The sequence below is a fragment of the Kitasatospora sp. NPDC024654 genome (genome assembly GCF_055559155.1).
The window spans coordinates 1-24,465 of sequence record NZ_JBVHLF010000051.1 but is presented as its reverse complement, the minus strand read 5'-3'; the positions used below and the strand labels follow the sequence as shown (position 1 = coordinate 24,465).

Below are 24,465 nucleotides of genomic sequence, written 5' to 3'. Positions count from 1 at the left end.
GAACCGGAGCACGGCAGGACGTCCGCACGACGCTCGTGGCGAGCGTGGGTGTCGGGTACTGCCGGGCGCGGCGGTCCGTCAGGGTGACGGGCGTGCCGCGACCATCGCAGGATCACCAGGGTCGAAAAGACCACGGACCGGTGCCATGCGTGTTTGCTCCATCCTCGTGGACAACACGGAACACCCGCAGTCGGTATCCTGACTCCCGGATCAGCGCGCGCCACCAGGCCTTCCCGGCTGGCTGCCAGTGGCTGGTACCGCGGTGACGCACTCCCCGGTCACAGTGGCGGGACCGTGCCGGATTCACACCGGCTTCCCTGCACTGCGGGCCTTGTCCACGACCATATAGTTGGACGTCCTAGTAAGTCCAGAGCGCGGCGCCCGCCGGCGCCTGACGGGGGCGGTACAGGTGGAGCCGGCCCCTCGACTCTCGAAGGTCGGCCACGGGCGGCGCCGGGGCGGGTGGTCGCGACTGGTCGCACCCGCCCCGGCGACGGCGTCAGCCGGCCAGCTCCGCGCGGATCTCGCGGGCCGCGGCCACCAGGTGGCCGAGGGAGGCGCGGATCTCGGACCAGCCGCGGGTCTTCAGGCCGCAGTCGGGGTTGACCCAGAGCCGCTCGGCCGGGATGGCGGCCAGCCCGGCCCGGAGCAGACCGGCGGCCTCCTCGGTGCTCGGCACCCGGGGTGAGTGGATGTCGTAGACACCGGGACCGACCTCACGGGGGTAGCCGGCCTCGGCGAGCTCGTGGGCGACCTGCATGTGCGAGCGGGCCGCCTCCAGGGAGATCACGTCGGCGTCGAGGTCGTCGATGGCGGTCATGATGGCGCCGAACTCGGCGTAGCACATGTGGGTGTGGATCTGGGTGTCGGCCCGAACCGCGGAGGTGCTGAGCCGGAAGGCCTCGGTGGCCCAGGCCAGATAGGCCGTGCGGTCGGCGGCGCGCAGCGGGAGGGTCTCGCGCAGGGCGGGTTCGTCGACCTGGATGACGGCGGCGCCGGCCGCCTCCAGGTCGGTGACCTCGTCGCGCAGGGCGAGGGCGACCTGGCGGGCGGTCTCGGCGAGCGGCTGGTCGTCGCGGACGAAGGACCAGGCGAGCATGGTGACCGGGCCGGTGAGCATGCCCTTGACCGGGCGGTCCGTCAGGTCCTGGGCGTAGCGGTACCAGTCGACGGTCATCGGTTCGGGGCGGGAGATGTCGCCGGCCAGCACGGGCGGGCGGACGTAGCGGGTGCCGTAGGACTGGACCCAGCCGTGCTGGGTGGCGAGGTAGCCGGTGAGCCGTTCGGCGAAGTACTGGACCATGTCGTTGCGCTCGGGCTCGCCGTGCACCAGGACGTCCAGCCCGGCCTTCTCCTGGTAGGCGATCACCTCGCGCACCTCGGCCTCCATCCGTTCCTGGTAGGCGCCGGCGTCGATGCGTCCGGCGCGCAGGTCGGCGCGGGCGGTGCGCAGCTCGGTGGTCTGCGGGAAGGAACCGATCGTGGTGGTCGGCAGCAGCGGCAGGCCGAGCCGGGTGCGCTGGGCCTCGGCGCGCTCGGGGTAGGCCTGGGCACGGCGGGCGTCGGCGGCCGTGGTGGCCGCCGTCCGGGCCCGGACGGCTGGATCGTAGGTGAGGGCGGAGGCGGCGCGGGAGGCCAGGTCGGCGCGGTTGGCGGCGAGTTCGGCGGTGATCGCGGAGGCGCCCTCGCCCAGACCGCGGGCGAGGATGGTGGTCTCGGTGGTCTTCTGCCGGGCGAAGGCGAGCCAGCGGGCCACCTGCGGGGCGAGGTCGCGCTCCCGGTCGGCGTCGAGCGGGACGTGCAGCAGCGAGCAGGAAGGGGCGACGTCGACCCGGTCGGCCAGCCCGAGCAGTACGGCCAGGGTGGACAGCGACTTCTCCAGGTCGTTGATCCAGATGTTGCGGCCGTCCACCACGCCGGCGACCAAGCGCTTGCCGGGCAGGCCGCCGACGGCCGCGAGGTCGTCCAGGTTGGCCGCGCCGGGGCCGGTGAAGTCCAGGCCGACGCCCTCGACGGGAGCCTTGGCCAGGACCTTCAGCGCCTCGCCGGCCCGGTCGAAGTAGGTCGCGACCAGCAGCTTGGGCCGGTCGGTGAGGGCGCCGAGTTCCCGGTGGACCCGAGCGGCGGCGTTCAACTCGGCCGGGGTGCGGTCCTGGACCAGCGCCGGCTCGTCCAGCTGCACCCACTCGGCGCCGGCCGCACGCAGGTCCGCGAGGAGCTCGGCGTAGACGGGCAGCAGCCGGTCGAGCAGGGTGATCGGCTGGAAGTCGGCGGCCACGCCGGGCGCGGGCTTGGCGAGCAGCAGGTAGCTGAGCGGGCCGACCAGCACCGGGCGGCCACGGTGGCCGAGGGCGAGCGCCTCACGCAGCTCGGCGACCGCCTTGGTGGAGTTGGCGGCGAAGACCGTGTCCGGGCCCAACTCGGGCACGAGGTAGTGGTAGTTGGTGTCGAACCACTTGGTCATCTCCAGCGGCGCGACGTCCTGGGTGCCGCGGGCCATCGCGAAGTAGCCGTCCAGCGGGTCGGCCTCGACGGCGGCCCGGTGGCGCGGCGGGATCGCGCCGACGGCGACCGTGGCGTCCAGCACGTGGTCGTAGAGCGAGAAGTCCCCGGTGGGCACCTCGGTGACGCCGGCCTCGGCCAGCCGGTGCCAGTTGTCGCGGCGCAGGTCGGCGGCGGTGGCCCGCAGGACCTCGGCGCTGACGCGGCCGGCCCAGTAGCCCTCGATCGCCTTCTTCAGCTCCCGGTTCGGGCCCTGCCTCGGGTAGCCGTAGACGGTGGCCTGCGGGGTGGTGGAACTCGATGACACGGAACTCTCCTTCGCGAGTCGCGTTGCGATCCCGGGAGAGCACGGAGGTACGAGGGTACGAGAGTGGGGAACGCGGCACCAGGGGGTGCCCGCCCCGCCCCGCCGACCCTCCCACGAGGTCACCGAGATCACCGCGCACCGGTGGCACGCGGGCAGTGGCAGGTCTTCGGACTCGCGGGCACGCCGGGCCTGTTGGTCCGGCACCTACTGGCCGTCGCTTCCCGGGCCCCGCTGGGGCCCAGTGCGTGTGACGGCGGTCGTTCCCACTCACCGCTGCGGGGCAGTCCCGGATTTCCACCGGGTTCCCTCTTGCGACGCGCCTGCCTGGCTGGCAGGGCGAACCAACTGCGAGCCACAGCCTAGGCCCATCGGGACAGCTCCGGCAGCGACTGTCCGGATAGCGGATGGTGGTGTGGGAGGGATCCCGACCGTGGAGAGGTCGGGACCGCCCCGCAGCGGTGAGCCGCCGGGCGCCCCGGTGGCTCGAGCGGGCACCACTCGTCGGACGGTCCGCGCGCCCGGGCCCTGCCCGCCGAGTCGGCGCGGTCCGGGTCCGGGGCGAAGGTGCCGACGCGCTCGTCGACCGCCAGCGACCGGCCGGTGGCGGTCGCGGGTTCCACCCCCACCGGGCGCTCCGACCCCGCCCCGGCCCGCCGGTGCCCCGGTCTCCGTCACGGCGGGCCGGGGCGCCGGCGGGCGCGCCGGGGTCAGTGCTCGTGCCGCCGCAGGACGGGGTAGGGCACGGTGGTGCGGCGGTTCTCGTCGATGACGAGGGGGCCGCCGGCCGGCGGCCGGGCTCGCTGGACGCAGTCCTGCCGTTCGCAGATCCGGCAGCCGAGGCCGATCGGGGTGGCCGCGCGGGGGTCGTCCAGGGCGATGCCCTCGGAGTAGACGAGCCGGTGGGCGTGGCGCAGCTCGCAGCCGAGCGCGAGGGCGAAGGTGGTGTGCGGGGCGCCGTGCCCGGGTCCGCTGCGGGTCACGGTGGTGGCGGCCCAGAAGTAGCGCTTGCCGTCGGGCATCTCGGCGACCTGGGTGAGGATCCGGCCGGGGGCGGAGAAGGCCTCGTAGACCGTCCAGAGCGGGCAGGTGCCGCCGAGCCGGGAGAAGTGGAAGTCAGTGGCGGACTGCCGTTTGGAGATGTTGCCGGCCCGGTCCACCCGCAGGAAGGAGAACGGGACCCCGCGCAGGCCGGGCCGTTGCAGGGTGCTCAGGCGGTGGCAGACGGTCTCGAAGCCGACGCCGAAGCGGGTCTGGAGCAGCTCGACGTCGTAGCGCAGCTCCTCCGCGGCGGCGTGGAACGCCGTGTACGGCATCAGCAGGGCGCCCGCGTAGTAGTTGGCGAGGCCGATGCGGGCGAGCGCCGTGGCCGCCGGGGAGCCGAGGGAGGGCGCGTCGGCGAGGTGGTCGAGGAGCGGGCCGTGTTCGAGGACGGCGAGCTGGGTGGCGAGCTGGAAGGCGCGGCGGCCGTCGGTCAGCCAGGGCGAGAGGTGCAGCAGGCGGGCCACCGGGTCGTACCTGCGGACGTCGCCGGCGGCCGGCCCGGGCGGGGCGGTGGCGACGACGCGGATGCCGTGCCGGGAGGCGAGCCGGTGCTCCAGGGCGTCCGCCGCCCGGCCGGGCACGATGCCCAGCGCGGCGGCGTCGTCCTCGGCGGCGGTGTCCAGCTCGGCGATGTGGTTGTGGTGCTCGTAGAAGAAGTCGCGGACCTCGTCGTGCGGCTCGGCGGGCAGACCGGTGGACTCCCCCGGCCCGGCGAGGGTCACGGCGCGTTCCACCGCGTCACGGTAGCGGCGGTGCACGGCGACCAGGGCGCGGGCGACCGCCGGATGGTCGCGGACCACCTCGGCGAGCTCGTCCGCGGGCAGCTCCTCGCCACTGGCCTCGTCCGCGAGCGCGGCGCGCAGGTCGGCGGTGAGCCGACCGGCACCGCTGTCGGAGAAGAACTCCGGGTCGGTGCCGAGGACCTCGGCGATCCGCAGCAGCACCGGCGCGGTGAGCGGGCGCTGGTTGTGCTCCAGCTGGTTGAGGTAGCTGGTGGAGATCCCGAGTCGGCGGGCCAGCTCGACCTGGCTGAGCCCGTGGTCGCGACGGAGCCGGCGCAGCTTCGCGTGGGCGTAGACCTTCTGGCCAGGCGTGCGGTTCACGGTCCTCCTGCTCGTCGTCGGCGGCGCACGACCCGCAAAGTTAGCAGCCGCGGATTCGCAAAATCCGCACTTCCGCATCGCTGACCTGGACGGATTTCGCAGGATGGACGGGTCGACCACGGGCTCGGCCCGGGGAATGCTGCAAGTGCGCGCCGGGCCCCCCGGAGTCCCCGTCATCGGCACGACACCGTGCCGGAGGGCGGAGCGCCACCCATCCAGCAGGAGCCCGGCAGCCGCCGGGCCGAACCGTCGAGGAGTCCTGTGATCGACCATCAGGTACGGGTCCACCCGAGCGCGAAGGCGCTGCCCCGTGCGGAGCAGATCGCCTGGAAGCTCGCCGCCATGGCCTGCGGCACCGGGCAGCCCGAGGGGGACGTGGCCGCGATGGCGGTCAACCGGGTCATCGACAACGCGGCCGTCGCCGTGGCCTCGCTGCGGCGGCGTCCGGTCGCCGTCGCCCGCGCGCAGGCGCTGCCGCACGGCGGCACACCGGGCGCCTCGGTGTTCGGCACGGCGCCCGGCGTGCGCGTGTCACCGGAGTGGGCGGCCTGGGCCAACGGCACGGCGGTGCGCGAGCTCGACTTCCACGACACCTTCCTGGCCGCGGACTACTCCCACCCGGGCGACAACATCCCGCCGCTGCTGGCCGTCGCCCAGCACACCGGCCGCGGCGGCGCCGACCTGCTGCGCGGCATCACCGCGGCGTACGAGATCCACGTCGGTACGGGCGATCTGCCTGCACGAGCACCGGATCGACCACGTGGCCCACCTGAGCGCGGCCACCGCCTGCGGGATCGGCGCCCTGCTCGGGCTGCCGGCCGACGTCACGTACCAGGCCGTCCAGCAGGCCGTGCACACCACGACGGCGACCCGGCAGTCCCGCAAGGGCGAGATCTCCAGCTGGAAGGCGTTCGCCCCGGCCTTCGCCGGGAAGGCGGCGATCGAGGCGGTGGACCGGGCGATGCGAGGCGAGACCTCCCCGTCGCCGATCTACGAGGGCGAGGACGGCTTCCTCGCCTGGATGCTCGACGGACCCGACGCCGCCTACACGGTGTCGCTGCCGGAGGACGGCGAGCCGCGGCGCGCGATCCTCGACACCTACACCAAGGAGCACTCCGCCGAGTACCAGGCGCAGGCGATCATCGACCTGGCGCGGCGGCTGCGCGAGAAGGCCGGACCGCTTGACCAGGTGCGCTCCATCGTGCTGCACACCAGCCACCACACCCACCACGTCATCGGCTCCGGCGCCAACGACCCGCAGAAGTACGACCCGAACGCGAGCCGTGAGACCCTCGACCACTCGGTGCCCTACATCTTCGCGGTCGCGCTGGAGGACGGTGTCTGGCACCACGAGCGCTCCTACGCCCCCGAGCGGGCCCGGCGCCCGCAGACCGTCAAGCTGTGGCGGAAGATCACCACGGTCGAGGACCCGGAGTGGACCCGCCGCTACCACGACCCCGACCCCGAGCGGCGGGCCTTCGGCGGTCGGGCGGTGATCACCCTGGACGACGGCTCGGTGATCGAGGACGAGCTGGCCGTCGCCGACACCCACCCGGCCGGCGCCCGCCCCTTCGACCGACCGGCCTACGCGGCCAAGTTCCGCACCCTCACCGAGGGCATCGTCACCCCGGCCGACCAGGACCGTTTCCTGTCCGCCGCCGAGAACCTCGCCGACCTGACCGCCCGCGACCTGGACGATCTGTTCCCAGCCGTCGACACCGGGGCCGTGCGCGACTTCGACGCGAGCCTGCCGAAGGGCCTGTTCTGATGCTGCACACCCGCACCACCGCGTCCCAGCGCCGCCGCGCGCTGCGCGAACGGCTGGCGACCGGACGCCTGCTGGCCGTGCCGGGCGCCATCAACCCGCTGTCCGCCCGCCTGATCCAGGACACCGGCTTCGAGGCCGCCTACCTGTCCGGCGCGGTCCTCGCCGCCGATCTGGGCCTGCCCGACATCGGCCTGACCACGTCGACCGAGATCGCCGCGCGCGCCCAGCAGACCACCCGGGTCACCGACCTGCCCGTCCTGATCGACGCCGACACCGGGTTCGGTGAGCCGATGAACGCCGCCCGCACGGTCCAGCTGATGGAGGACGCGGGCCTGGCCGGCCTGCACCTGGAGGACCAGGTCAACCCCAAGCGCTGCGGCCACCTCGACGGCAAGTCGGTCGTGCCCCGCGAGGAGATGACCCGCCGCGTCCGGGCCGCCGTCGACGCCCGCCGCGACCCCGACTTCCTGCTCATGGCCCGCACCGACGCCCGAGCCCTTGAGGGACTGGACGCGGCGATCGACCGGGCCAAGGCGTACGTCGACGCCGGTGCCGACGCGATCTTCCCCGAAGCCCTCGCCGACGAGGCCGAGTTCGAAGCCTTCCGCAAGGCCCTCCCCGGGGTGCCGCTGCTCGCCAACCTGACCGAGTTCGGCAAGAGCCCACTCCTCGACGCCCACACCCTGCAGGACCTCGGCTACGACATCGCCCTCTACCCGGCCACCCTGCTGCGCCTGGCCATGGGCGCGGTCGAGGAGGGCCTGCGCACCATCGCCAGCGAGGGCACCCAGCAATCCCTGCTGCCACGCATGCAGACCCGCTCCCGTCTCTACGAACTCCTCGGCTACCAGGAGTACACGGCCTTCGACTCGGCCGTCTTCGACTTCACCCTCCCGCCCGGCACCTGACGCACCGGAGGCACCACCATGACCACCGCACCCGAGATCCACCGCGGCCTCGCCGGTGTCGTCGTCGACACCACCGAGATCTCCACCGTCATCCAGGAGACCAACTCCCTGACCTACCGCGGCTACCCGGTCCAGGACCTCGCCGCCCAGCGCTCCTTCGAGGAGGTCGCGTACCTGCTGTGGCACGGCGACCTGCCCGACCACGAGCAGCTGCGGGACTTCCAGGCCCGCGAACGCGCCCTGCGCCCGCTCGATCGCACCACCTCCGAGCTGCTGGCCAAGCTGCCCGGGACCTGCCACCCGATGGACGTCCTGCGCACCGCCGTGAGCTTCTTCGGCGCCGAGGACCCCACCGAGGACGACGACCGGCCGGCCCCCAACCTCGCCAAGTCCCTCACCCTGCTGGCCAGGCTGCCCACCGTGGTCGCCGCGGACCAGCGCCGCCGCCGGGGGCTGGACCCCATCGCCCCGGACCCCGACCTCGGCTACGCCGAGAACTTCTTCCGCATGTGCTTCGGCTCCGTCCCGGCACCGGAGGTGGTCCGCTGCTTCGAGCTCTCCCTCGTGCTCTACGCCGAGCACAGCTTCAACGCCTCCACCTTCACCGCGCGCGTGGTCACCTCCACCCTCTCCGACCTCTACAGCGCCGTCACCGCGGCGATCGGCGCGCTCAAGGGCCCGCTGCACGGCGGCGCCAACGAGGCGGTGATGCACATGCTGGAGGAGATCGACGACCCGGCCCGGGCCGCCGCGTGGCTGGACGAGGCGCTCGCCGCGGAGCGGAAGATCATGGGCTTCGGCCACCGCGTCTACAAGCACGGCGACTCCCGCGTCCCGATCATGCAGAACGCCCTGGACGAGCTGGTGGCCCGCGCCGCCGACCCCGCGGCGGCCCGGCTGGCCGCCCTGCACACCGCGCTGCGCGAGGCGATGCTGGAGCGCAAGGGCATCCACCCCAACCTCGACTACCCCGCCGGGCTCGCCTACCACCTGATGGGCTTCGACACCCCCACCTTCACACCCGTCTTCGTGATGAGCCGCATCACCGGCTGGACCGCCCACATCACCGAGCAGCTGGCCCACAACGCGCTGATCCGGCCGCTGGCCTCCTACGACGGCCCGGGCCAGCGGCCGGTGCCGGCTCTCGGGTAGGCCACGGTCGGGGGCGCCGGGCAGCTCGTGTCGATCACCGGCGCCCGGTACTCCTCCCCCGGGCGCGGCACCATACGGAGGCGGGGAACGTCCGGACCACCTCGTCAGGTCTTCGGCGCGGGCCGCTGGCCGAGGGCGCGGGCCACCAGGCTCGCCGTCATCCTCTCCACCACCGCGCGGTGCCGGTGACGCCGGTGTCAGCCCCGGCCGGCCAGGGCGAGCCGTACGGCCGCCGCCGGACTGTCGGCCAGGAGAGGTCCGGGGACGGCCTCGCCCAGCGCGTCCGTGATCCGCCAGCCGCCGAGACTGACGACCGGCTTGACGCCTCGTCTCATGGCCATGGCCACTTCGGAGAGCGTGCCCCACGACCCGCCGACGGCGATGACCGCGTCCGCGGAACCGACCAGGACGCTGTTCCGGGCCTGGTTCATGCCGGTGGCGACGGCGGCGGTCAAGTAGGGCGAGGCCCCGGACCTGTCGGCCCCGGAGAGGACGCCGATGACGAGACCGTCCGCGCCGGCCGCCCCCTCCGCGGCGGCGGCCATGACACCGCCGTAGCCCCCGCAGAGCACGACCGCACCCGAGCGGGCCAGCAGAGCACCGACCTCCCGGGCAGCCGCTTCCTCGGCCGCACTGCACTCCGCGGGCCCACACACCGCCACCTGGATCACCGCTGCTCCGTCCGCCGATGGTTCGCGCCGAAGGCCCGCGCGACGCAGCCGCTGTCGCCCTGCTGCCGTCGCGCGCCCCGGCAAGTGCGTGGATGCCGTGGGGAGCGGGATCTCGCACCTCCCGTCGTCCCTACGGACACCGCATTCTCCCCCGACCGAGCCCGAAGGCCGTCCGCAACACGGCACCAGACCAGGCCCCAGGTCTTCCTGGCGCGCGAAACACCGGCAGGCCCCCGACGCGGCTTCAGCGCGGGGGCCGCCGGTGTCTCGGCGTTCCTCCGCCACTCGGCGGTCCCTCTCCAAGTCTGCTGCCTGGCATAGGAGTTCGGACGCGCCGGTGGGATCACGGCCTGGCGGCCATTGGTGCGGGGGGCGGGGTGGGTGGCCCCCGATGCGACTGGTGGTCGTGTTCTTGAGCTCGTGCGGTCGGGAACCCGACCGCCAGATCGGATCGGCGCCGGTCGTTCAGCTCAGGCGCTGCTCGGCGAAGGCGATCATCGCGTCCCGGTGGTACTCGGCCAGGCCGGGGGCGATCGCCTCGAAGACCGACTTCCACTCGCTCTCGTCCACGTAGGTCTGGGCGAGGCGCTTGAAGGCCGCGGCGTCGGGCGTCCAGAACTCGCTCACGCCCCGGTGGTGCACGGCGATCTCCTCGAGCACCTCCGGGTCGTTGGCGGGCCTGCCGGCCTCCATGAACTCGGCCACCCGGACCATCTCCGCGGTCCGCTCGCGCTGGAGGCGCTCGTAGTCAGCGGGGGTCAGGGACTCGAGCGCCTTGCGGGACTCGTCCCACTCCCTGGGCCAGCGCGTGCGGGTGTAGGCGTCGTGCTTGGCCGCGTCGAACTCGCGGAACAGGTTTTCCGGCCGGTTGATCTTCGACATGGGCGTCCCGTCCTTCCTCTGTTGCAGCATGACGATCGTGCGAGTGACCGTGTTGACGAGCACTCTCAGTTGGTCATATTCAGCCAGGAGTCGTTCACGATGCGCCTTCAAAGCTTCGATCTCGTCGGTCTGCTGACTCAGCACTTCGGAGATCTCACTCAGGCCCATTCCCAACTCCCGCAACATGAGTATCCGTTGAAGCCGTTGGAGACTCTGCTCCTCATAGCAGCGGTAACCGTTGCTCTCGTTCCGCGTCGCCACGAGCAGGCCGATCTCGTCGTAGTGGCGGAGTGTGCGAGAGCTGATCCCGGACATCTTGGCCACATCTGCGATCGAGTGAGCCATTGCCTTGTCTGTCATCGCCTCCCATCACCGGAGTTGGTGCCACGGCCGCAGCAGTGAGACTAGAAGTTGACGTAGCGGAAAGGTCAATGCTCCATCCCGTCATCCCGGCGGCGCCATGGGGGACTTCCTCGCCCCGGTCGAGACGAGCGCGGCTCGCCGGAGCTCGGGATGCCGGCGGCTCGGGCCGGTCCCCGGTGGCGGAGTGGGCGGACCTCGATGGCGGAGTGGGCGGACCTCGGTGATCCGCCGTTCGACGCGAGCCGGGGTCCGGCAGGATCGTCGACCGCAGCTGCTGGGCCACCCACGTCCCGTGCGCCGCCGCCCGGACCCGACGGATACCCAACGCCTACCGCGCCCTCGGCCACCGGAAGGCCGAGGGCGGAGTGCTGGTGATGCGCGCGCCCGCGGCAGTACGGGCGACGGCTAGCGGCGCGGGGCGTGGTGGGTGTCGCCCGGATACTCGCCGGTGTCGTCGTCCGGGAAGGAGACGGTCAGGCTGATCCGGTACTCGCACACGTCCTCGCGGTGACCGGGCACCCTGGCCCAGGCGGTGCAGTGCACCTCGGCCTCGGGAGCCTGCCGGCACCAGGCCGCCGCCTCCTCCAACGCCCGCGCGGCACTGTCGGCGGTGCAGACCACCACACTGTGGGCGGCCACCGTCACGTCCCCACTCCCGCAACCGGTCACGGGCAGCGCCCGCACCGCGCCGGCCGCTCGGGTCAGGTCCCGGGTCAGGTCCCGCACGATCCGCGGCGCGGCCACCGCCGGGGTACCCGACCGCAGCCCGGGCAGCGACGCGCCGGCCCCGATCGGCGGGCAGGCTGGAGCGGTCATGGAGGGAACGTCGGGCTCGGTCAGCGGCCCGCCCCCGGCGGGCGGCATCGATGGCGTCGGCGACAGGGCCGCCTCAGTCTGCGCAGTCACTCCACCAGCATGCCCGCCTACACAGAGCGAAACGACCGCTTTCACCCCTGAAGGCGACACCTCGTCGAAAAAAGCTCCTGCCCCCGGCACATGCATGCTCTGGACAGCACATCAACCCCATTGAACAGCACAGGAGTTCGACCGATCATCGGCCCGGAACACCCTACCCGGCGACTTGTCCGATGACCGCGGAATCCTCCACCCCCGCACACGCGATCCGACACCGGTCCAACTACCCGATCACCAGAGCGGACATCCATTCGACAGGGGCATGCCGGTACGGACCGGCGCGCGGGCGAGACGCGACACCCACGGCGCCCCCGCCCGCGCGACCGGTCCCGGCCGGGCCGCAGACCCAGTCGACCTGCTCAGTCGGCCTGCGCCTGGTAGAGGCCACGGCCCACACGCTGGGCGCGGGAGGCCTTGGCAAGACGCTCCAACGAGGTGCGCACGGTGTTGACGGCCGACGGGGTGGCGTCGCGCCCCAGGGCCTCGGCCACCTCACGGACCTTGACCGGCCCGCCGGCCTGGAGCAGGTGCGCGACGATGGCCTCGGTCAGTCCGGACGCGCGCTTGGCGGCGGCCTGCGGGGCAGCGGCCTCCTCGGCCACGGGCGCGGCCTTGGCCCGGCCACGGGCGCCACCGGCCGGCGCGGCAGCCTTCCGCTTCCCCGCCGGGGCCGAGGTACGAGCGGCCTTCACGGCACGCCGCGCACGCACCGGCTTCTTGGGCGCCGTGGACGCCTCGGGCTCGGCGGCCTCCGTGCCCTTCTCCTGGAGGAAGGGCGCCGTCGCCAGCGAGTGCAGGCTCTCCAACGCGCCACGCACCGCCGCCAACCGCTCCGTCACGGAGCTCAACTCGCCTTCCAGGCGCTGCTTCTGCTCCTCCAGCGCCGGCAACTCGCGCTCCAGCAGCGCGATCGTGGACTCCACATCGCCGTGGACTCGAGAGATGGTTGCCAAGGGTTGCCTCATTTCATCGGATTCCAACCACCGCCACAACACACGGTGGTAACCGAGAACTCTACGACGCCCCAACCCCACCAGCACACCACGCCCCCGAACCACCAGGGCCACTGCCCGAACCGAGTCGGGAAGTCCCAGCCGCCACACAGGGATTCACCAGCAACCGAACCCCCATTCCATACACCTGTACGGCAACACGGCAGACCAGACACGACATCCGCACGCGACGTACCGCGACGGCCAGCATCACTCTTACAAGCCACCCAGGCACCAGGGGAAACACCCAGGTGCCGGGCGGCTGCGCCCCGCGAGCAGCCACTACCGTGCGCGAACACCACGACCCGGCGGCACTCCGCACCCTCCCGTCCACCGGTCCCGGTCGGACCGTTGGACCCGAGCCAGGACGCCGTCGCTCGGCGCACTCTGGAAGTACAGGACGCCGTCGCTCGGCGCACTCTGGAAGTAGCCGAACAACCCACGACCAAGGAGGCCGACATGGCCGGCGATCTGTTGAGAAGGTTCCCGCTGACGCCGCACTGGCCGACGCTGGCCGAGTGGTTCGAGAACATGGAGTTCCGGATGCCCTCGGACGAGCACATGATCCGGATCGAGGAGTCGCAGGAAGAGGGAATGTACCAGGTCAGGGCGGAGCTTCCGGGTATCGACCCCGACCGGGACGTCAACATCACCGTCGAGGACGGCGTCCTGACCATCCACGCCGAACGCAGCGAGGAGAAGAAGGAGGGCAACCGCTCGGAGTTCCGCTACGGCTCGTTCACCCGCAGTGTCCAGCTGCCCGCGGGGGCGAGCGAGGCGGAGATCACCGCCACGTACGACAAGGGCGTCCTGACCGTCAAGGCGCCCATGAGCAAGGTGGAGAAGCCCAGCCGCAAGATCGAGATCACCCACGGCAGCTGACGGTCGGCACGAGGTGCCTGCCGACGGATGCGGCGAGCCCGCCCGGCGGCACGGCCACCGGGCGGGCGTTCGTCATCGGAACCGGCCGGTCACTCCTCGTGCGGACCCGCGTCGAGTTGGTACGTCCTGGTCCAGGTCTCGCCGCAGCGGCAGGCGAACTGCTCCACCAGCTCCCCGTCGTCGCTCACCCCGAGGCCCGCACGCAGTCGGACGTGGACGTGCTGGCTCATGATGGGACCGACCTTCGCTTCGTACCAGAACTGATTCTCCCCATCGTCCACGACATCCCACCGGGACGGAAGGCGCGCCGCCGCCCGTCCCGCCAGGTGAGACCGGTGGACAACACCCGGCTCCGACGGCCATCCCGTCGGAGCCCGGTCACACCAGCACCGAGCCGCCGTCCACCGCGATGACCGCGCCGGTCGCGTAGGTCTGCGTCATGCAGTACAGGTACGCCTGGGCGATCTCCGCCACCTCGCCGACGTGCCCGACCAGGGTCTGCTCGGTCCCCTGCCGGTAGAGCTCCGCGCGGGCGTCCTCGTCCAGGTCCGACCAGAGCGAGCTGCGCACCAGTCCGGGCCGCACCAGGTTGACCCGGACCGGCGCGAGCTCGACGGCCAGCGCACGGGCGAGCGCCTCCATCGCGCCGCACAGACTCGCCGGCACCGCCCAGCCCGGCCCCGGCCGCACGCCGGCCGAGCCCCCGGTCAGGCTGATCGAGCCACCGGCGCGCAGGTCCCGGCGGCGGCCGCGACGGTGGCCAGCGCGCCCAGGTAGCGGGTCTGCGGGAAGCCGCGGACCGCGTCCAGCTCCAGCCCGTCGATCGGCAGCAGGCGCAGCGCCTCGCCCGCCGTGTAGGCGAGGTGGCCGAAGGGGCCGATCCGATCGAAGAGCTCGCCCAGCGCCGCCTGGTCGACGACGTTCACGGTGTGGCCCCGCGCGCCCTCGGCAGCTCGGCCAAGGCGCGGGCGACGCTGCTCTCGCGGGCGGAGACGACGGTGATCGCCGCACCGTGGGCCGCCGCGGCGCGGGCGGTGGCCAGGCCGATGCCGGAGGTGCCGCCGATCACGACAACGTGCCGGTCGGCGAGGGAGGGCGTGCCGACCGCCGCGACGGGGGCCTGGGCGGGGGTGGTGGTCATGCGGGAACTCCTGGTGGTGTGCTGTTCTCGCCGCCGTCGGGCGGCACACCTCAAGGATCGGCCGCCACACCGCGGCACGCCCAAGACCTCTTCCGCCAGTTGCCACACTTCACCGGTATGGCGAGGCGGAACCGATGGACCTCGATCCGCGGAGGATCCGCCATCTCATGGCCCGGGCCGGGCAGCTGAACTTCGGCCGCGCCACCCACCTTCCCTGTATCGCCTTGGCCGGCGTTGTCGCGTCAGATCCACGCACCGGAAGGCGGGTTAGGCGATCAGCTGCTGGCTCACGACCATCACGGCACCCGCCCACCCCGGCCGGCGAGCGACTGCCGCGACCGGCCGGGTCCGTCCCGGGGTGGCCCGCACCGGGACGGACTCAGGGAGGCAGCAGCTGCCCGCGAAGAGCCGCCACCAAGTCCTCGTCGATGCCGAGTTGTTCGGCGGCGTAGCCGTGCACCGACCCGTACCGGGTGGTCAGGTCGGCCAGGAAGAGTCGCATGATCTCGGCGGGGGCACGGCCGTAGGCGGGCCAGCTGAGGGTCAGGTGCGGGTAGCTGGCGTGCCACTCGGCGATGATGCGTTCGGTGGCCAGCCCGGTCAGCGTGAAGTCGGCGACGATGTCGTCCTCGTCCACCCCGACCAGGGCGAGGACCAGCATGGCCAGCAGGCCGGTGCGGTCCTTGCCGGAGTGGCAGTGGAACACCAGCGGGGCGGTGTCGGCGGCGATGATCTCCAAGGCGCGCCGGAGCTCCTTGACGCCGTCGTGGGCGACCTCGGTGTACTTGTCGGCCAGGAAACGCGCGGGCTCGACCTCCGGGCCCAATCCCGCCTGGTCGTAGGGCCGGTGCTCGATGCTCAGGTTGTGGTAAGCCAGCTGCTGCCGCCGCGGAACGCGTCCGCTGCGTTCGATCTCCCAGGGATACCGAAGATCGATCACGGTGCGGACACCCAGGGCGAGGAAGCGATCCCAGTCCCGGCCCTGCAACTTGCCCAGCGAGTCGGAGCGAAAGAGCCGACCCCAGCGCACCGTTCGACCGTCGGCCGCCCGATAGCCGCCCAGATCACGGAAGTTGTGCAGCCGCTCGAACGCGATGTGTCTTCTCATCCGAGTCAGCTTACGGCCCTCCCTGCCGGCCTCTTCACCGCGTGGTCAAGCGGCTCGGCGGACCAGGGCGGACGGCGCGGCCGGCGCGGTGCACCCAACCCCTGTGAGTGACACAGAGGCTGGGTGGGCGGGAGGGATCAGGCCGTACCGAAGCGACCCGCCTTGACCCCGGCGACGAACGCGGCGATGGAGGCGGCGGGGAACCCGAGGGCGGGTCCCTCGGGGTCCTTGGAGTCACGGACCGGCATGACGTCCGCGTAACCGGGCGCGACCTCGATGCACTGGCCGCCACCGTTGCTGTAGGACGACTTGAGCCAGGGAGCGCCAGTCAGGTCAACATCTTCCTTCATGTTGCGTAGTTCCTTCCGTGCCTTGCGGATGAGGGCCAGAGATGCGGCCTGGGGAAGGGCTTCAACCTGCAGCTGATCGTAGTCCCCTGCCCTCTGACAGTCTCGATATCCCGCTCCAGACAGCCGCGTTGCAGGGTCTCCGTGTACCCGGGCACGGTCCGGTCAGGAAGCGTCAGCAATGTGACAGCCATAGTGAACGGTAGGTTCTCCCCCATCTCCTTGGGGGCGACCTGGATGGTGATGTTCGGACGCCGAGCCAACGCCTCAAGATGTCGAAGCTGACCTGCCATCACAGTCACTCCACCAACTGGGCGCAGGCAGCTTTCCTCCAGGACAGCACGCACGACCGCAGGCGGTGTGCGAGTAAGCAGTTGCTGTCTGCCGAGACGGAAGGCCGGAGCTCGTCAGCCTGCCGCTGGGTGATCCTGCCACGCCGCACGAACCCCGACATCAGGGCTTGGGCGTAGCCCTCAGTCTGCAACAACCCCGGGATGACACCCAACTCGAAGAGCTTGATGTTAGCGACTCTTGCTTCGCAGCCGGCGAACTCCGGGAAGCCGTAGATCAGTGCGGTGTGGTGAAGGTTCCACCCACCCCCATCCCACCTGGATCAAGAGTCAAGTCAGATCGCTTCCGATCCTAGCTCCAAGCGTCGACCATGAGTAGCGGAACGACTACGTAGTGGAGCGGCCGTGGATCACGCGAGCCTTGTCCCGGACGGCGCCGAGCATCGGCAGGCCCTGGAGCATCGAGCAGAGGCCGAAGCGGCGGCGGACGCCTTCGAGCACGCTCAGCAACTGGCCCTCCTGCCGCCCCTGGTGGGACTGGAGCTGCGCCGGATCACCAGCATCCGCGAGGGCGCCCACATCGAGATCAGCGGGTGCAGCACCAGGACCCTCCACGCCTACGCCGAGCACATCGAAGCCCACGCGCACTGCACCGGCCACATCATCCAGGGCGAGGTCGTGCCCCCTCGGGTGGCCGAACCTCTCGTCGCGAGGGCGGAGTTGACCAAGTGGGTGACGTATCGGCGAAGGTCCCCAGCACGGGGACGTTCGTGGTCGACATGACGACCCGACGCACGATGATCGTCATGGACTTCCGCGACGGGAAGCTCTACATCCGTCCACTCGCCGGCGGCATCGAGTGGCAGCGCGGGCCCGACGAGGTACGCCCGGCGGACCGTTCGGAGGTGCTGCGGCCCGCGTGGCGCGCATCAACGCCGCCGACAGCGCGACCGTGCACGGTCCGGCCACCTGGCCGAAGCACGACCCGGGCCGCGCACGACCCGAGTGAGGCTAGCCCCGCCTCAGTCCGGTGCACCGGCCGCACGGGCGGTGCACCGGGCGAGCTGACACACACGGTCGGTGGCGCCCAGCGGGCCGGGCCCGACCGCCCACCGTCATCGGACCCGCCGCCGGATCACGGTGAGCAGCCACAACCCGGTGGCCGCGTTCAGCACGCCGAGCGGAACCCAGGCCAACGCGGTGTGCGGGCCGAGCTGCCCGTGGGGATGGGCGACCGCCCGGACCACCAGCACCACGGTGGCCACCTTCGCCACGGCGGCGAGCACGGTCAGGATCAGCGGCCCACGCCGGGGCGCCGTCGCCCCCGCCGCGATGGCGAGCAGCCAGGCGCAGGCGAGGGCGACGAGCCAGCCGGCGGGCAGCGGGCGCAGGGAGGTCGCGAAGACGCCGATGCTGGCGACGAAGGCCAGCGCGGAGGGCAGGCGCCGCGCTGCGGGCACCGAGGGGAGGATCCGGACTCTCGGGCCGGAGTCTGCGGGTGCGGTCATATCCCGAGAGTAGTCATTCGATGACTCTCGGCAATGGCTCCAGTGGGGTGCGGTGCGCCCCGGGCGTGGGGCGCACCCCCCGACGGGACACCGGTCGGGGCGGTCGCCTCCCGTGCCGGGCACCTGCCCGGGTCGGGCTAACCGGCGACCGGCTCGTCGGCGAGGTAGGGCGGGGCGGGCTCGTACTGGATGTACCGGCGGACGGCGCGGGCGTGGTCACGGCCGTGCAGGCGGCCGACGAGCCACAGGGCCATGTCGATTCCGGCCGAGACGCCCTGACTGGTGACCAGGTTCCCGTCGACGACGTAGCGGGCGTCGCGCACCACGGTGACGTCACCCCTGGCCTCCAGGGCGTCCTCGAACAGGTGATGGGTTGCTACCCTGCGACCACGGGCCGGGCCCGCCTCGTGCAACAGCAGGGCGCCGGTGCACACGCTGGTGGTCCAGACGGCGCCGGCGGCGGTCACGCGGATCCAGTCGATGAGCGCGGGGTTGGACACCTCGCGGCGGGTCCCGTTGCCGCCCGGGACCAGCAGGACGTCCAGCGAAGGGTGGTCGTCCAGGGTGTGGTCCGGCAGGACCCGCATGCCCTTGTTGCAGCGGACGGCGTCGGGGTGTTCGGCGATGAGCAGCACGGTGTCGGCGTGGTCGCGCAGCATCGAGGAGGCGGTGAACACCTCCCACGGCCCGGTGAAGTCCAGTTCCTCGGCTCCGTCGAAGGTCAGCAGACCGTAAGTGGTCACAGGTACTCCCTGGTGGATCGGAATCGGTCGCGGTAGTCGGACGGTGCGACACCCAGTCGCCGGTGGAAGGCGCGGCGCAGCGTCTCCGCGGTGCCGAAGCCGTACCGATGCGCGATGGTCTCGACGGGATGGTCGCCCTCGGCGAGTGCCCGCTTGGCGGCCTCGACGCGGACGCCCTCGACGTACGCCGCGGGCGGGACGCCGAGCTCGGCTGTGAACCTGCGCTGGAGATGGCGGGGGCTCAGCCCGGCGTGCCCGGCGAGGTCGGTGATGCCGTGCCGGGCACCGGGATCGGTGTGGATCGCCGCCACCACGGCACGGATGGGGTCGGTGGCCGGCTGCGTGGACCACAACGGCACGCTGAACTGCGACTGGCTGCCGGGGCGGCGCAGGAACAGCACCATCTCCTGCGCGATGGCGTGGGCGACGTTCCGGCCCAGATCGTCCTCGACCAGGGCGAGTGCCAGGTCCATCCCCGCCGTCACCCCGGCCGACGTCCACACCCGCCCATCCCTGAGGAAGATCGGATCGCAGTCGACGACCAGTTCGGGGTGCTCCCGCATGAGCTGCTGCTCGCGCGCCCAGTGGGTGGTCACCCTGCGTCCGCGGAGCAGTCCGGCGGCCGCCAGCAGGAACACCCCGCTGCAGACCGAGGTGACGCGCCGGGCGGTGGCTCCGGCGGTGGCGATCCAGTCCGTCAGCGCCGGATCGTGCCGGGCTCGGTCGACTCCGCCGCCGCCAGCCACCACCACCGTGTCGATCCCGGCGGGGTCGAGATCGGCCACGCCGTGGGGAGCGTGTACCGAAAGGCCGCTGCCGGAGCGCACCAGGCCCGGCACCGGTGCCGCGATCTGGCAGGTGTACCCGCCGGTGAGCCGGTGGGCGTGCTGGAAGACCTCGTACGGGCCGGAGAGGTCGAGGGGCTGGAAACCCTCGAAGATCACGAAGGCGATGCGGCGCTGCTCCACCCCTCCACCCTGCGGTCCGGCGGCGGATGGCGTCAACGACGGACACCCCACGCTTCGCGCCATCGGAAAGTGCAGGCCGGTGGGTGGTGGGGACGGTCCCACCACTCACCGAGGCCGGACCGTTCACCCGGTCTTCAGCCCTCGCAGTGCGGCCGTGCCCCTCGCCGTCCGTCACTGTCCGTCTCGTCGGCCCGTCGCGCGCCGTGCCTTCGAGGCGGGACCTGACTAGGGCACGGTGACGATGATCTTGCCGCGGGTGTGCCCCTCGGCGTTCAGGCGCTGGGCCTCGGCGGCCTCCCGCAGCGGGAAGGTCGCGGCGACCTCCACGCGCAGCTTGCCGGCGTCCGCCAGCTCCCCGAGCGCGGCCAGATCAGCCGCGTCGGGACGCACGAAGACGAAGCGCCCGCCGAGCCCGAGGACCGCGTCGTCCGCGATCGAGGCCAGGCGCCCACCGTCGGCCAGCAGCTGCGGGGAGTCGGCCAGCGCCTGCCCGCCGACGAGGTCGAGCACGGCGTCCACGCCACCCGGTGCGTGTGCACGCACACGCTCGACCAAGCCCTCCCCGTACCCGACGGGCTCGGCGCCGAGCGAGCGCAGGAAGTCGTGGTTGCGCTCGCTCGCGGTGCCGATCACTTGGGCGCCGAGCGCGACCGCGACCTGGACGGCCAGCGTGCCGACCCCGCCGGCGGCGGCGTGCACCAGGACGGTCTCCCCCGCCTTGATCTGAAGCGCACCGGTCAGCGCCTGGTAGGCGGTCAGGCCGGCCAGCGGCAACCCGGCGGCTTGCTCGAAGGTCAGCGAGCGCGGCTTGTGGGCCAGCGTGCGCACGGGCGCGGCGACGTACTCGGCGAAGGTGCCGCGACCCACCAGGTCCTCGCGCACGTAGCCGATCACCTCGTCGCCGGGCGCGAACTCGCTCACCCCGAAGCCGACCCGCTCGACGACGCCGGAGACGTCCCAACCCGGGATGACCGGGAACACGGCGTCGATCACGGCGTCCAGGTAACCGGCCTGGATCTTCCAGTCCACCGGGTTGACGGCGGCGGCACGCACCTTGACCAGCACCGAGTCAGGACCGAGCTTGGGCTCGGGCACGTCCCCGTACTCGAGGACGCCGGGTCCGCCGTAGCCGCGATAGGTGATGGCCTTCATGGATACTCCTGGACGAGTAAGGACGAGAACCTCGATGGTTGAGATCCTCAAGCAATGCAAACGACCGTAGACCTGAATAATTGAGAGTGTCAAGCATCGGGGACGTCATCGGCCGTTCGGCGGCGCGGCCGCTCCCACCGCTCCCCCGGCCGGGTGAGCAAGGGCCGCGCGAGCGGCCGGGCGCCGGCGGCGGCGTGCGAGCATCCCCTGTGCCGGAAGGCCCCCGCGCCCCGGTCTCCCCGGGCGGGGCGCGGGCATGCCGGCACGCGGGCCGCCCCTTTGACGGCCGGCCCAGGCCGCGCCGACGCGGCCACCACGGCGAGCGCGCCCGGGCGCGGCGAGAGGGAACCCCAGGTGCAGTTGAGTGCCGCCGCCGACCTGCGGCTGAACGCCCAGCCCATCGACTACGCCCTGCTGGCCGTCTACTTCGTGATGGTCCTCGGCATCGGCACCCTCGCCCGCCGCTCGGTCTCCTCCAGCCTCGACTTCTTCCTGTCAGGACGGTCGCTGCCGGCCTGGGTGACGGGACTGGCGTTCATCTCCGCGAACCTGGGTGCCGTCGAGATCTTCGGAATGACCGCCAACGGCGCCGAGTTCGGCATCCCCACCGTGCACTATTACTGGATCGGCGCGATCCCGGCCATGGTCTTCCTCGGGCTGGTGATGATGCCGTTCTACTACGGCTCGAAGGTGCGCAGCGTGCCGGAGTTCCTGCTGCGCCGGTTCGGACCGTTCGCACACCTGGTGAACGGGCTCAGCTTCGCGCTCGCGCAGGTGCTGATCGCCGGGGTGAACCTGTACGCGCTGGCGACCGTGGTGAACCTGCTGCTCGGCTGGCCGCTGTGGGTCTCGATCGTGGCGGCCGCGCTGATCGTGCTCGCCTACACCGCACTCGGCGGCCTGCTGGCGGCCGTGTACAACGAGGTGATGCAGTTCTTCGTGATCGTGGCGATGCTGGTGCCGATCACCGTGGTGGGCCTGCACAAGGCCGGCGGCTGGGCCGGGTTGACCCGGTCGATCGAGGCGACGGGGGCGGGGGCGGGCGCGCAGTTGCACGCGTGGCCGGGCGGCAACCTGACCGGGATCACGAACGCGACACTGTCGGTGTTGGGAATCGTGTTCGGGCTGGGCTTCGTGCTCTCCTTCGGGTACTGGACGACCAACTTCGCCGAGGTGCAACGGGCGCTGGCGGCACGCGACATGTCGGCGGCCCGGCGCACTCCGCTGATCGGCGCCTACCCGAAGGCGCTGATCGCGCTGGTGATCGTGATCCCGGGGATGCTGGCGGCGGTCCTCTCACCGTCGCTGGCCGCGTACAAGGCCAGCGGCGGCACGCTGGCGAACGGGGTGACGTACAACAACGCGATCGAGCTGCTGATCGGGCAGTTACTGCCCAGCGGGATGCTGGGCGTGGCGATCACCGGTCTGCTGGCCGCCTTCATGGCGGGGATGGCGGCCAACGTCTCCTCCTTCAACACCGTGTTCACCTACGACCTCTGGCAGACCTACGTGGTACGCGACCGGGAGGACGCCTACTACCTGCGGGTGGGACGGGTGGTGACGGTGCTGGGGTGTGCGGTGGCGATCGGAACGGCGTTCATCGCCAGCGGCTACGACAACATCATGGACTACCTGCAGACGCTGTTCTCCTTCTTCAACGCACCGCTGTTCGCGACCTTCCTGCTGGGCATGTTCTGGAAGCGGATGACACCGGCGGCCGGCGGGATGGGGCTGATCACGGGGACGGCGGCGGCGTTCACCGTGGACCAACTGAGCCGGCACCACGTGCTGCGCCTGTCGGGACAGGGGCCCAGCTTCGTCGCGGCGAGCGCGGCGTTCGTCTGCGACATCGCCGTCAGCGTCGCGCTCTCGCTGGTCACCAGGCCCCGGGTGGAGAGTGAACTGGTCGGCCTGGTCTGGTCCTTGACCCCGCACGCGGCGCGCGGCGGAACTGCGGCGGGTGCTGTCGGGATCGGCGAGGGCGGCTGGTACCGGCGCCCGGGCGTGCTGGCGGTGGGGGCGCTGGCACTGGCCTGCATCTTCAACGTCCTCTTCTGGTAAGGGGGTTCACCGATGACCGCGCCCGACACCCGGTCGCCGCGCCGCACCGCGGGACTGTTCGACCTGCGCTGGATCCTGGCCCTGCTGTTCGCCCTCTACGGCACCGTCCTGACCGTCCTGGGCGCCGCCTTCACCTCCCCCGCCGAACTGACCAGGGCCGACGGCGGCAACATCAACCTGTGGGCCGGCATCGCGCAGCTCCTGGTCGCCGCTGCCTTCGCCGGCTGGGCCCTGCTGCGCCCGATCCGCCTGCCGGTCGACGCCGACCCGAGCTGACGCCCCACCGGGACGGCCACCGGGGGACCGTCCGTCGTGATGACCACCCATCGGGCCGCCCTCACCCAGCTGGCCACCCACACCATCCACCTGCGCGACGGGGGGACGGCGCACCCGCGGCCGGCACCGATCTGACTGTGCCGGCCCGGGTCGTGTCCTGAGGTCAGCTTCTCCACCGCACGGCCGACGGCCTTGCCCGGACGCCCGAACGGGTCAGCCCCGAAAACACCTCGCCCGTGCTCGCCTCGTCCGGTACGGTCGCAGGGTTGTCCTCACTGCTGGGAGCTCATGAGGTTCGTGTGTGGCCTCCCCGGCAGTTCCCAGGCTGAGAGCAGGTTTCGTTATGGCATGTCGTATCAGTGAGCTCGTGCTGGGTTGCCGCGACGCTGAAGTGCTGGCGCGGTTCTGGTGCGAGGTCCTGGACTTCGTCGTGCTCGATCGCCCGGGCGACGGCTCGGTGGAGATCGGGCCGCGCGAAGGTTTCGGTGGCCCGCAGCCGACGATCATCCTCAGTCCCAGGGACGAGCCGGAGCAGGGGAAGTCCCGGCTGCACATCGACGTCAACGCCACCGACCGCGATCAGGACGCCGAGCTCGAACGCCTTCTGCGGCTCGGTGCGCGCCCGGCCGACATCGGCCAGACAGGGCAGGAGCAGTGGCACGTCCTGGTCGACCCCGAGGGCAATGAGTTCTGCCTGCTCAAGGCCCGCCTCAACCCGCTCTGACGCTCATCGGTCACGCCTCGGCACCAGGCACCCGGGGTCCACCTCGCGGTCCGGTGTCACGGGCGTGTCGTGATCGTGAAGCACGCGAGGTCTCCGGCGGAGGGTTTCATCCACCAGGAAGAACCTGAACACCGGAGACCTGGTGGCTGCCCCAACCGTGACGGGCCGGCTCGACCTGACGGCTGGAACCGCTGTTGCCCGTGCCCACGCCGTCGGGTCAGCCGCCGGCGTGGACGAGACGGCGGGTGCCGGACCTCGCTTCAGGCGCAGGACACTAGTAGGGCTTTGTTAGGTCCTGCGGTGGGGTTCGGGGGCGGGTGAGGGTTGGCCGCATATCGAGCAGGCGCCGGTCCAGGTTGCCAGGAGGGCCTGGAGTTCGCGGAGGACCGCGTACAGGGTCAGGCCGGCGCAGGGGCTTTTGGGTCGAGCCTGAGCATGGTGCAGAAGGCCTGGGCGAGGGCGGCGAGGGTGACGTGGCGATGCCAGCCGGAGTAGTTGCGGCCCTCGAAGTGGTCTAGGCCCAGGCCGTCTTTGAGTTCACGGTAGTCGTGCTCAACCCGCCATCTAATCTTGGCGATTCGCACCAATTCACGCAGCGGCGTGTCGACGGGCAGCGTCGAGAGCCAGTAGTCGGTGGGCTCGGCGGAGTCGGGTGGCCACT

Annotated in this window: 26 protein-coding genes, 1 pseudogene and 2 riboswitches; of the genes and pseudogenes, 8 read left to right on the top strand and 19 right to left on the bottom strand. The window is 71.8% G+C overall.

Features of this window, described 5'->3' with window-relative positions; translation table 11 throughout:
- Window positions 1-171: 171 nt before the first annotated feature.
- Window positions 172-342: riboswitch (cobalamin riboswitch) on the bottom strand.
- A gap of 157 nt (window positions 343-499) precedes the next feature.
- Both metE and ACZ38L_RS26135 read right to left on the bottom strand, forming a co-directional pair.
- Window positions 500-2,809, bottom strand: coding sequence for a 5-methyltetrahydropteroyltriglutamate--homocysteine S-methyltransferase (metE, locus tag ACZ38L_RS26140; protein WP_465697701.1), 2,310 nt, complete (start codon window positions 2,807-2,809; stop codon window positions 500-502).
- Window positions 2,810-2,949: 140 nt separating this feature from the next.
- Window positions 2,950-3,171: riboswitch (cobalamin riboswitch) on the bottom strand.
- Between the two features lie 345 nt (window positions 3,172-3,516).
- Window positions 3,517-4,953 carry a short-chain fatty acyl-CoA regulator family protein gene (locus ACZ38L_RS26135; RefSeq protein WP_465697699.1) on the bottom strand — a complete coding sequence of 479 codons (1,437 nt, stop codon included), beginning with the start codon at window positions 4,951-4,953 and terminating at the stop codon, window positions 3,517-3,519.
- Window positions 4,954-5,214: 261 nt separating this feature from the next.
- On the opposite strand from ACZ38L_RS26135, the pseudogene ACZ38L_RS26130 reads away from it, so the two are divergent.
- The 3 genes and pseudogenes from ACZ38L_RS26130 to ACZ38L_RS26120 all read left to right on the top strand — a co-directional run bounded on the left by ACZ38L_RS26130 (window position 5,215) and on the right by ACZ38L_RS26120 (window position 8,781).
- Window positions 5,215-6,721, top strand: a pseudogene (locus tag ACZ38L_RS26130) (MmgE/PrpD family protein).
- Window positions 6,721-7,629, top strand: coding sequence for a methylisocitrate lyase (gene prpB / locus ACZ38L_RS26125; RefSeq protein ID WP_465697697.1), 909 nt, complete (start codon window positions 6,721-6,723; stop codon window positions 7,627-7,629). The pseudogene ACZ38L_RS26130 and the gene prpB overlap by 1 nt, the downstream one beginning before the upstream one ends.
- A gap of 18 nt (window positions 7,630-7,647) precedes the next feature.
- A complete protein-coding gene (locus ACZ38L_RS26120; RefSeq protein ID WP_465697695.1) occupies window positions 7,648-8,781 on the top strand; it encodes a bifunctional 2-methylcitrate synthase/citrate synthase in 1,134 nt (377 codons plus the stop codon).
- A 197-nt stretch (window positions 8,782-8,978) separates the two neighbouring features.
- On the opposite strand, the gene ACZ38L_RS26115 is transcribed toward ACZ38L_RS26120, so the two are convergent.
- The 4 genes from ACZ38L_RS26115 to ACZ38L_RS26100 form a co-directional block, all read right to left on the bottom strand.
- A complete protein-coding gene (locus ACZ38L_RS26115; RefSeq protein ID WP_465697693.1) occupies window positions 8,979-9,452 on the bottom strand; it encodes a TIGR00725 family protein in 474 nt (157 codons plus the stop codon).
- A 465-nt stretch (window positions 9,453-9,917) separates the two neighbouring features.
- Window positions 9,918-10,694, bottom strand: a complete 777-nt coding sequence (locus ACZ38L_RS26110; protein ID WP_465697691.1) for a MerR family transcriptional regulator — start codon at window positions 10,692-10,694, stop codon at window positions 9,918-9,920.
- 408 nt (window positions 10,695-11,102) lie between these two features.
- Complete coding sequence (locus ACZ38L_RS26105) at window positions 11,103-11,513, bottom strand: hypothetical protein (RefSeq protein WP_465697689.1); 411 nt, start codon at window positions 11,511-11,513, stop codon at window positions 11,103-11,105.
- Window positions 11,514-11,971: 458 nt separating this feature from the next.
- Complete coding sequence (locus ACZ38L_RS26100) at window positions 11,972-12,565, bottom strand: hypothetical protein (RefSeq protein ID WP_465697687.1); 594 nt, start codon at window positions 12,563-12,565, stop codon at window positions 11,972-11,974.
- A gap of 498 nt (window positions 12,566-13,063) precedes the next feature.
- On the opposite strand from ACZ38L_RS26100, the gene ACZ38L_RS26095 reads away from it, so the two are divergent.
- A complete protein-coding gene (locus tag ACZ38L_RS26095) occupies window positions 13,064-13,486 on the top strand; it encodes an Hsp20/alpha crystallin family protein (protein ID WP_465697685.1) in 423 nt (140 codons plus the stop codon).
- 89 nt (window positions 13,487-13,575) lie between these two features.
- On the opposite strand, the gene ACZ38L_RS26090 is transcribed toward ACZ38L_RS26095, so the two are convergent.
- From ACZ38L_RS26090 to ACZ38L_RS26055, 8 genes are all read right to left on the bottom strand, one after another.
- Window positions 13,576-13,716: a hypothetical protein gene (locus ACZ38L_RS26090; protein WP_465697683.1), complete on the bottom strand. Its 141-nt coding sequence runs from the start codon at window positions 13,714-13,716 to the stop codon at window positions 13,576-13,578.
- Window positions 13,717-13,864: 148 nt separating this feature from the next.
- A complete protein-coding gene (locus ACZ38L_RS26085; RefSeq protein WP_465697681.1) occupies window positions 13,865-14,176 on the bottom strand; it encodes an SDR family oxidoreductase in 312 nt (103 codons plus the stop codon).
- Between the two features lie 17 nt (window positions 14,177-14,193).
- A complete protein-coding gene (locus ACZ38L_RS26080; protein ID WP_465697679.1) occupies window positions 14,194-14,412 on the bottom strand; it encodes a hypothetical protein in 219 nt (72 codons plus the stop codon).
- Window positions 14,409-14,627, bottom strand: coding sequence for an SDR family NAD(P)-dependent oxidoreductase (locus tag ACZ38L_RS26075; protein ID WP_465697677.1), 219 nt, complete (start codon window positions 14,625-14,627; stop codon window positions 14,409-14,411). The genes ACZ38L_RS26080 and ACZ38L_RS26075 overlap by 4 nt, the downstream gene beginning before the upstream one ends.
- Window positions 14,628-15,006: 379 nt before the next feature.
- Window positions 15,007-15,735, bottom strand: a complete 729-nt coding sequence (locus tag ACZ38L_RS26070) for a tyrosine-protein phosphatase (protein ID WP_465697675.1) — start codon at window positions 15,733-15,735, stop codon at window positions 15,007-15,009.
- A 137-nt stretch (window positions 15,736-15,872) separates the two neighbouring features.
- Complete coding sequence (locus tag ACZ38L_RS26065; RefSeq protein ID WP_465697673.1) at window positions 15,873-16,085, bottom strand: DUF397 domain-containing protein; 213 nt, start codon at window positions 16,083-16,085, stop codon at window positions 15,873-15,875.
- On the bottom strand, window positions 16,082-16,429 hold the full coding sequence (locus tag ACZ38L_RS26060) for a Scr1 family TA system antitoxin-like transcriptional regulator (protein ID WP_465697671.1): 348 nt from the start codon (window positions 16,427-16,429) through the stop codon (window positions 16,082-16,084). The genes ACZ38L_RS26065 and ACZ38L_RS26060 overlap by 4 nt, the downstream gene beginning before the upstream one ends.
- A complete protein-coding gene (locus tag ACZ38L_RS26055) occupies window positions 16,381-16,587 on the bottom strand; it encodes a hypothetical protein (protein ID WP_465697669.1) in 207 nt (68 codons plus the stop codon). Before ACZ38L_RS26055 ends, ACZ38L_RS26060 begins: the two co-directional genes overlap by 49 nt.
- A 190-nt stretch (window positions 16,588-16,777) precedes the next feature.
- On the opposite strand from ACZ38L_RS26055, the gene ACZ38L_RS26050 reads away from it, so the two are divergent.
- Complete coding sequence (locus ACZ38L_RS26050; protein WP_465697667.1) at window positions 16,778-17,155, top strand: hypothetical protein; 378 nt, start codon at window positions 16,778-16,780, stop codon at window positions 17,153-17,155.
- Window positions 17,156-17,487: 332 nt separating this feature from the next.
- On the opposite strand, the gene ACZ38L_RS26045 is transcribed toward ACZ38L_RS26050, so the two are convergent.
- The 4 genes from ACZ38L_RS26045 to ACZ38L_RS26030 form a co-directional block, all read right to left on the bottom strand.
- Window positions 17,488-17,880 (bottom strand): hypothetical protein, encoded by a 393-nt coding sequence (locus ACZ38L_RS26045; RefSeq protein WP_465697665.1) that lies wholly within the window; start codon window positions 17,878-17,880, stop codon window positions 17,488-17,490.
- A gap of 137 nt (window positions 17,881-18,017) precedes the next feature.
- Complete coding sequence (locus ACZ38L_RS26040; RefSeq protein WP_465697662.1) at window positions 18,018-18,623, bottom strand: DJ-1/PfpI family protein; 606 nt, start codon at window positions 18,621-18,623, stop codon at window positions 18,018-18,020.
- Entirely contained in the window at window positions 18,620-19,591 is a 972-nt protein-coding gene (locus ACZ38L_RS26035) for a GlxA family transcriptional regulator (RefSeq protein ID WP_465697660.1), read from the bottom strand. Before ACZ38L_RS26035 ends, ACZ38L_RS26040 begins: the two co-directional genes overlap by 4 nt.
- Before the next feature lie 225 nt (window positions 19,592-19,816).
- Entirely contained in the window at window positions 19,817-20,743 is a 927-nt protein-coding gene (locus ACZ38L_RS26030; RefSeq protein ID WP_465697658.1) for an NADP-dependent oxidoreductase, read from the bottom strand.
- Window positions 20,744-21,097: 354 nt separating this feature from the next.
- On the opposite strand from ACZ38L_RS26030, the gene ACZ38L_RS26025 reads away from it, so the two are divergent.
- The 3 genes from ACZ38L_RS26025 (at window position 21,098) to ACZ38L_RS26015 (ending at window position 23,804) form a co-directional block, all read left to right on the top strand.
- On the top strand, window positions 21,098-22,804 hold the full coding sequence (locus tag ACZ38L_RS26025; protein ID WP_465697656.1) for a sodium:solute symporter family protein: 1,707 nt from the start codon (window positions 21,098-21,100) through the stop codon (window positions 22,802-22,804).
- A 12-nt stretch (window positions 22,805-22,816) separates the two neighbouring features.
- Entirely contained in the window at window positions 22,817-23,080 is a 264-nt protein-coding gene (locus ACZ38L_RS26020) for a hypothetical protein (RefSeq protein WP_465697654.1), read from the top strand.
- Between the two features lie 343 nt (window positions 23,081-23,423).
- Window positions 23,424-23,804 carry a VOC family protein gene (locus ACZ38L_RS26015; protein ID WP_465697652.1) on the top strand — a complete coding sequence of 127 codons (381 nt, stop codon included), beginning with the start codon at window positions 23,424-23,426 and terminating at the stop codon, window positions 23,802-23,804.
- Between the two features lie 398 nt (window positions 23,805-24,202).
- Here ACZ38L_RS26015 and ACZ38L_RS26010 read toward each other — a convergent pair.
- Window positions 24,203-24,465, bottom strand: a 263-nt coding sequence (locus ACZ38L_RS26010) for a transposase (RefSeq protein WP_465697650.1), incomplete at its 5' end; no start/stop codon positions are given.